The sequence below is a fragment of the Candidatus Hydrogenedentota bacterium genome (assembly GCA_018005585.1).
Lineage (GTDB): Bacteria > Hydrogenedentota > Hydrogenedentia > Hydrogenedentales > JAGMZX01 > JAGMZX01.
This window is the reverse complement of the sequence record JAGMZX010000067.1, coordinates 23,041-26,552: the sequence shown is the minus strand read 5'-3', so window position 1 is coordinate 26,552 and position 3,512 is coordinate 23,041. Positions and strand designations below refer to the sequence as shown.

Sequence of the window (3,512 nt, the reverse complement as noted above, 5' to 3'; positions counted from 1 at the left end):
TGCGAGTTCTGCCCGTAGGAGAACGGGGTGTAGCCCACCTTCATGACGCCACCCAAAGCATTAGCCACGCGATGCCCATACAGGAGGTTGCGCACAAGCGATTCGCCGCCCACGCAGAAGCATTCCGGGTCCGTGTACCATGGGCCGATCTGAAGACGGCCCGCGCGCACATGGCCCACGAGCCGCTCGCGGTTCTCGGGCCGCACCTCCAGATAGTCCTCGACGGGAATGACCTGTCCGTCCATCAGGAACGCCTTGTAGTCCGGGCGCGCATCGAGAATATCGAGCAGTTTGTCGAACATCTCGGCAAGCAGCATCCGCGTTTCCTGAAAATCGAACAACCATTCCCGGTCCCAGTGTGTATTCGAAATGACATGCATTTCCCGCGGCGTGTTCATCTGAGGCTCCTTCCTGGCTTGATGGGCGGCATTGTTTGCGGTTGTGCACCACGGAGTCAACCCGAAGGGCGTGCCGGGCGATTTGTGGCGACTGTGCTATACTGCTTGGGGATGTACGGTTGGATGCGCGGAATGCGCATCACCGGGTGGAGGGCTTGAATATGCAACGCACGCGCCACACAGGCCCCGTGGCACTGGCCGTGCTTGTTGCGGCGGCCCTGGAGGTGCCCGCGAGCCGGGCGCAAGACACCTGCTGGCATGGCTACCTTACGATGGTGCCCATGCGGGACGGCGTGCAACTCAAAACGCGCGTCACTCTGCCCGAGGGGACGGGGCCGTGGCCCGTGTTGATGCTTCGGACGCCGAACTATGAGGACAACCTCTGTAACGCCATCATAACGGAGCCGGGCTACGTGATGGTCGCGCAAAACGTGCGCGGCTTCCACGGCTCGGAGGGGGTGCGCAATACGCTTCTTAATGACGGCTGGGGCGAGCGGCAAGACGGGTACGATACGGTGCAATGGATTCTGGCGCAGCCGTGGTGCAACGGCCGCATCGGTTTCTGGGGTGGTTCGGTGCGCGGGGCCTTGCTGAATCTGGCGGCGGGCGCAGACCCGCCGGGTGTCGAGGCGGAATGGCTCTGGATGGCGCCCGCGGAATTCTACAAGTCCGGCGTCATCTATTACGGCGGCGCGTTGCGCCATAATGAATTCCTGGACTGGTTCAGCACGCTGGGCGAAGACCTGTACGACCTGACGCTGGCACACCCGGCCTATGACGAATTCTGGCAGTCCCTGGATGCCACGACGCGCCAGCACCTGCGCGACCGGCCCGTCCACATGTTCTCGGGCTGGTACGACGTATTCCTGCAAAGCACAATTGACAACTTCGTGACGTTGCGGCAGTCCGGCGGCCCGATCGCGCGGGAACATTCGAAGCTTATCATCATGCTTAAGGGCCACGGCGACAACGCGGGAGATGTAACATGGACCATTACCTGGCGTCCGCCCGCGTACGACCACGTGGCGTTTTTTAACCGTTATCTCAAGGACGTTCCCAACGGCGCCGAAGATCTGCCACGCGTCTACTATATGATGATGGGCGATTTCGAGGACCCGAGCGCGCCGGGCAATGAATGGCGCTGGGCCGACGATTGGCCGCCGCCTGCCTTGAACACGCCGGTGTACTTTCACGGCGACCGCTCGTTGCGCGTGAGTCCGCCAGGGCCACACGCCACGGCATTTGTCTATGAGTTTGACCCGGACGACCCGGTTCCTACGCTCGGCGGCGCCGTCCATGGACTGCCTCTAGGCAGTTTCGACCAGCGGCCCGTAGAGAGCCGCCACGACGTGATTCTCTTTGAAACCGGGGTGCTGCAAGTTCCCGTGGAGGTGGCCGGGCCCGTGACTGTCAGGCTGTGGGCGTCTTCGGACTGCGTGGACACGGATTTCACGGCTAAACTCACCGATGTGTACCCGGACGGCAGATCGATCATCCTGTGCGACGGCATTATTCGCGCACGGGCGCGCAACTCGCTGGCGGAGCACGAACTGATGACCCCGGGCGTCATCTACCCGTTCGAGATAAGTCTTTGGGCAACGGCGGTCGCCTTTAATCGAGGCCACCGCATCCGGGTCGCCATCTCATCGAGCAATTTCCCGCGATTCGACGTGAATCCCAATACCGGCGCACCGCTGGCCCCCGAGTACGCCGAGAAGCGCGTGGCGCGCAACACGGTCTACTGCGACCCGGCGCATCCTTCGCATATATTGTTGCCGTTGGTGGGGCCGGACTCCGACGGCGACGGCGTATTCGACTGGCTGGACGCCTTTCCCGCCGATCTCGGCGAACACGCCGACGATGATGGCGACGGCATGGGCGACAACTTCGAGCAACGTATCGTAGACCACAATCCGAATGACACCGTTGATTCTATTGACGATGTGCTGCCTGACGGCGATTTTGACGGGGACGGGCAGACCAACCTGGAGGAATTCCTGAACGGCACCGACCCGGCGAGCGGCGCAAGCCGATTGCCGCTCCTGACGGCTCACATGCTCGCTGCATTGGTGGTCGGGCTCGCCGCGGCAGGAGTATTCCGGACGCGAAAGGGCCTCAGGCGGGCTTGAGGCCCGCTACCGCGCGCAGGTGGTCCCACGAGAAAATGCCGGAACTGTGGCCGTCGCTCCAGGCGATTGAGACCGCGTAGTTGCCGAGCGGCTCGACGCTCTCTGCCTCCAGGTCTCCGGGAATCGTTGCCGGGTCGAGGATGGCCTCGCCTGTGTATTCGTTCACGCACAGTGCACATTGGCACGAAGCCCGCACTTTGACATTCGGAATACGGCTCTCCACTCCGTTCGGCCAGCGCACGCGCACGTGCCCGGGCTCGATGGCCGCGTCGGGCCGTCCGCCGTCCGCCGCCCGTCGTTTGCCCACTTCGCGGTGCAGGTTTTCCGCCAGTTCCGCGAACGCGGGGATATCCGCGCCGTCGGTCTTGTGGGCCACGGTGGACACGCCCGGCAGAATCGGCAATTGCGCCAGTGTGTTCAGGCCGAAGCGCTGCTTCAACGTAGCCGTGCTGTTGCCGAAAATGAAATGCCGCTTGTTGCAGTTGTCGCAGGTGAAATAGGCCATATTCTCAACTATGCCGAGCACGGGCACGTTCACCTTCTCAAACATGAGGATGCCGCGCGCCACGTCGACCAGTGAGAGCGCCTGCGGAGTCGTGACGATGATGGCCCCGTCCAGCGAGGCCTGCTGCACAAGCGTGAGCTGAATGTCACCTGTGCCCGGCGGCAGGTCGATGATCAGGTAATCCAGTTTGCCCCAGTCGGTCTGCCGCAGGATTTGTATCGTGTAATTGGACACGATGGGGCCGCGCAGGACCGCCGGGCGGTCGCCCATGAGGAAGCCGAGCGACATGGTCTTGAGCCCATCCACTTCCACGGGCTGGATGGTCTCACCAGCCATGACCACATCCGGGTTGTGGACGTCAAACAGCGTCGGGAACGACGGGCCATAGATATCCGTATCGAGCACGCCCACGGCATGCCCTTCGCGCTGAATCGCCCGCGCCAGGTGGCCCGCCACGGTCGATTTTCCCACACCGCCTTT

Annotated in this window: 3 protein-coding genes; 1 reads left to right on the top strand and 2 read right to left on the bottom strand. The window is 62.7% G+C overall.

Annotation, left to right across the window (positions count from 1 at the left end):
• Positions 1–398, bottom strand: a 398-nt coding sequence (locus KA184_12695; GenBank protein ID MBP8130429.1) for an alpha-mannosidase, incomplete at its 3' end; no start/stop codon positions are given.
• A gap of 161 nt (positions 399–559) precedes the next feature.
• On the opposite strand from KA184_12695, the gene KA184_12690 reads away from it, so the two are divergent.
• Entirely contained in the window at positions 560–2,527 is a 1,968-nt protein-coding gene (locus KA184_12690) for a CocE/NonD family hydrolase (GenBank protein ID MBP8130428.1), read from the top strand.
• Here the strand turns inward: KA184_12690 and KA184_12685 are convergent.
• The coding region (locus KA184_12685; protein ID MBP8130427.1) for a P-loop NTPase at positions 2,514–3,512 on the bottom strand (999 nt) is incomplete at its 5' end. The two genes, KA184_12690 and KA184_12685, sit on opposite strands and share 14 nt — an antisense overlap.

Coding starts and splice junctions, on each gene's coding strand:
- KA184_12690 (MBP8130428.1), top strand. CDS start 560: ATGCAACGCACGCGCCACACAGGCCCCGTGGCACTGGCCGTGCTTGTT.